We start from the raw sequence: 3,775 nt of genomic DNA, 5'->3' as shown, positions 1-3,775 counted from the left end.
CCGAAGGCGTGGCCGGCGGGGGTGCGCCCCCGCCCGAGCCTCCCGCCGCCGGCCCGCCCCGCACCGGTGCGGACGGCTCCGGGCCGGGCCCGACCGGCTCCGCGGTCGCCGACCCGGCCGCGCCGGCCCCCGTAGGGCCCGTACGCCCGGGGCTCGCTCCCGATCCGCCGGACGGCGCCGCCACCGGCTGGGCCGGGCTGCTGTTCCTGCTCGCCACCGCCGCCGAAGCCGGGCTCCCGGACCGCGCCCTCGACGAACCCGCCCTCGCCGCACGTCCGTTGCCCTGGACCCTGCACGCCGCGGCTCTCGCCCTCGTCCCCGGCATCGCCCCCGCGGATCCCGCCGCCCTCGCCCTCGCCGGGCTGGGACCCGACCGCGCCGCGGGGCTGCTGCGCGCCGCCGCGCCGACCTCCCGCGAGCGGGACGCCGTGGGCGCGCTCGCCGCCGGCTGGGCGCGGGCCACCGCGGCCCGCCTCGGTGACGGGCCGTACGCGGACGGCCCGGCCGGCGCCGTCCTGGCCGTCGCCCGCCGCCCCGGCCGGATCACCGCCGAGACCGGCTGGATCGAGGCCGTCCTCGCCGTCGCCGACACCGACCCGGAGGTCCGCCGTGCCGGACTGGACCTCGACCCGGGCTGGCTGGGCTGGCTCGGCGCGGTCGTGAGGTACCGCTATGTCTGAGCGCATCAGCCGCGACCTATCCGGCCGGGCCGCCGCCGTCGCCGTCCGCGTGGCCGAGCTGCTGGAGACCCTGTGCAGCGAGGAGGCGGGCGGCCAGTCCGCCGCGTTCCTGCGGGACTGGGCCGCGAGCGCCGCGCACCGCGTCCCGGCCGGCCCCGGCCCCGGCGCCCGCCCCGCGGCCGCGACCCCGCTCGACCGGCTGGTGCAGCGGTTCGGGCTCGGCTCCCTGGAGACCGAACTCGTCCTGTTCGCCGGGCTTCCCGACGAACACGAGGGCCTGGCCCGGACGTTCCGCACCATGCACCCCGGCGGGGCGCCCCACCCCAGCGTGGGCCTCGCCGGCCTCCTGATCGACTGCGCGGCCCGCACCGGACCAGGACCCGGACCAGGACCGGGACCAGAGCCGGGAGCAGGGCCCGGGGCAAGGGCCGCCGCATCCGGCGTACGAGGGCACGCGCCGGACCGGGTCGCCCTGCGCAGGCTGCTCCACGAGGGCCCGGCCGTACGCGCGGGCGTCCTCGTCCTCACCGGCGACGGCCCCTTCCACGAGCGTTCCCTGACCCTCGCCGAGGGACTGTGGGAGGCCCTGCACGGCCACCCCGCCCGGCCGGCCGTTCTGGAGGAGGCCGACCCCGGCCCGCCGGTCGCCGGACTCGACGGCTGGCTCGAACTCCCCGAAAGCGTCCGGGCCGTCGCCGCCCTGCGGTCCGCCGAGCCCCGCACCCTGCTGGTCTGCGCCCGCGACGAGAGCGTCGCCCTCAGCCGCTGCGCGGCCCTCGCCCGTGCCGCCGGACTCGGCCTGTTCGCCGCCCGGACCCGCCCCGAAGACCCCCGCGCCCTGGGGCTGCTGGGCCTGCACGCCGCCGTACGGGACGCCGTCCCGCTGCTGGTGGTGCCGGCTGCGGCGGCCGACGCGGCGGGCCCGGTCACCCCCGCCGCCGCCCGCGTCCCGGGTCCGCTGCTGGTCTGCGCCCCGCCGGGCACCGTGCGCCCCGGGCCGCAGCGGCCCGTGCTCACCGTGCCGGCCGGGCCGATCGGCACGGCGGACCGGCGCACCGCCTGGCGGGAGGCGCTGCCCGAAGCAGCCGGGCGCGCCCCCGAACTGGCGGCGCGCCACCCGCTCGACCCGGCGCTCACCGCACAGGTCGCCCTCGACGTGCACAGCCGCGCCGCCCTGGCCCCCGCCGCCGAGGGCGGCGGCCCGGACGTCTCCGGCGCGATCCGCGCCCGCGCCGGGGCGCTGCTGCCCCCGGGCGTCGAGCTGGTCGGCCCGGACGCCCGCTGGCCGCGGCTGGTCCTCGGCGGGGAGGCGGGCGCACAGCTGCGCGACGCGGTGGCCCGGCTGCGCCACCAGGCGCTGGTCCTGGACGACTGGCGGCTGCGGGAGGCCGCGCGGGCCGCCCGGGGCGTCCGGCTGCTGCTCACCGGGCCGCCCGGGACCGGGAAGTCGCTGGCCGCCGAGGTGCTGGCCACCGAGGCGGGCCGGGACCTGCTGGTCGTGGACGGCTCCGAGCTGGTCTCGAAGTACATCGGCGAGACGGAGAAGAACCTCGCCGCCTGCTTCGACGTGGCCGAGCGCACGCAGGCGGTGTTCCTCCTCGACGAGGCCGACGCCCTGTTCGCGACCCGTACGGAGGTCTCCGAGGCCAACGACCGGTTCGCGAACCTGGAGACGGCCTATCTGCTCCAGCGCCTCGACCGGTTCGACGGGCTGGCCGTGCTGACGACCAACCTGCGGCAGAACATCGACGCGGCCTTCCTCCGCCGGATGGACTTCGTCGTGGAGTTCCCGCTCCCCGACGAGGAGGGCCGCCACCGGATGTGGGAGCTGCACCTGCCGCGCGCCCTGCTGCACCCCGACGTGGACCTGGCGGCGCTCGCCCGGCACTACCCGGTGCGGGGCGGCTGGATCCGCAACGCGGCGATCGGCGCGGCCTTCCGGGCGGCGGACGACGGGGGAGCGGTCCGCCAGGAGCACCTCGCCGACGCGATGCGCCGCGAGTACGGGAAGGCGGGCCGTCCCTTCCCGGGGGTGCCGCCCGGCCGGGACGCCCCGGGCGCGGACCGGCGCGCGGCCCGCGCCCTGGCCCCCGACCATCCCCCACCCCCGGCCCCCGACCGTTCCCGCGGCCCGGCCCCCGATCGCCCCTGCACGGCAGCCCCCGACCACCCCTCGGTTCCGGCCCCCGACCGGTCCTCGGCCCCGGCCGCCGGCCGGGCCTTCGGGCCGATTCCGGGCCTCCCGTTCCCCGCCGCCCCCTCGGCGTCCGACCGGCGTACCCAGAAGGAGAACCCATGACGGCGCTCGGCTCCGGCAGCACCCCGTGCGGCTGTGGCGGCGGCTCCGCCCCGGCCCCGCCCACCGACCCCGCGCACGCGGGCGGCCCGTGCGGATGCGGTCCCTGCGGCGGCGACGAGCTGCCCGTCAACCCCTTCCTCGCGCTGCGCGCGGCCTTCGGGATGCTGCTCGGCGAGGACGACTTCCGCGTCCTGATGGGCAATCCGCGCGGCAAGCTGATGCTGCACAACGCCTGGCAGCACGGGCCCGGCGTCATCCGGGGGCTCGGGGTCACCCGCGACGGCGACGAGCTGAGGGTCCTGCCCGGGCTCGCCGTCGACGGGCTCGGCCGCGAGCTCACCCTGGACGCGGCCTGGTGCGTCTCCCTGAGCGGGTGGGCGCGCGCGTGGGCCGAAGCCCACCCGCCCCCGCCTCCGGACGGGCGGCCCGCCGACGGCCCCGATCCCGGACCGCCCGCGCGGCGCACCGCCGAGGCCTGGATCCTCGCGGAGTTCGCGTCCTGCCCGGACCGGCCGGTGCCCGCCCTCGCCGACCCGTGCGACGTGACGCGCCGTCACGACGACTTCTCCCGGATCGTGGAGGGCACGCGGATCACGATCCGCTCCGCCGCCCCCGCCAGCAACACCGTCCCGGAGGAGTGCGCGGCCGGATTCTTCCTGAACGGCCACCCGTTCCTGCGCCGCTACCTCACGCTCGACTCGGGCGGCTGCGTGACTACATGTACGCCGAGTACGCCAAGGACCCGCGGATGCGGGCCAACATCGGCATCCGGCGCCGGCTCGCCCCCCTCCTGGAC

General features: G+C 79.3%; 1 protein-coding gene and 2 pseudogenes. All 3 read left to right on the top strand.

Going from position 1 to position 3,775, the window contains the following annotated elements; genetic code table 11:
• Positions 1-680: pseudogene (locus ACFXA3_RS38190) on the top strand (hypothetical protein); the annotation flags it as partial.
• The gene (locus ACFXA3_RS38185) at positions 673-2,979 is read left to right on the top strand and encodes an ATP-binding protein (protein ID WP_385195203.1); all 2,307 of its coding nucleotides are present in this window, start codon (positions 673-675) and stop codon (positions 2,977-2,979) included. The pseudogene ACFXA3_RS38190 and the gene ACFXA3_RS38185, both read left to right, overlap by 8 nt.
• Positions 2,976-3,775, top strand: a pseudogene (locus tag ACFXA3_RS38180) (hypothetical protein); the annotation flags it as partial. The gene ACFXA3_RS38185 and the pseudogene ACFXA3_RS38180, both read left to right, overlap by 4 nt.

It is taken from the genome of Streptomyces sp. NPDC059456, assembly GCF_042750055.1.
Taxonomy (GTDB): Bacteria; Actinomycetota; Actinomycetes; order Streptomycetales; family Streptomycetaceae; genus Streptomyces.
This window is presented reverse-complemented; position numbering and strand designations above follow the sequence as displayed.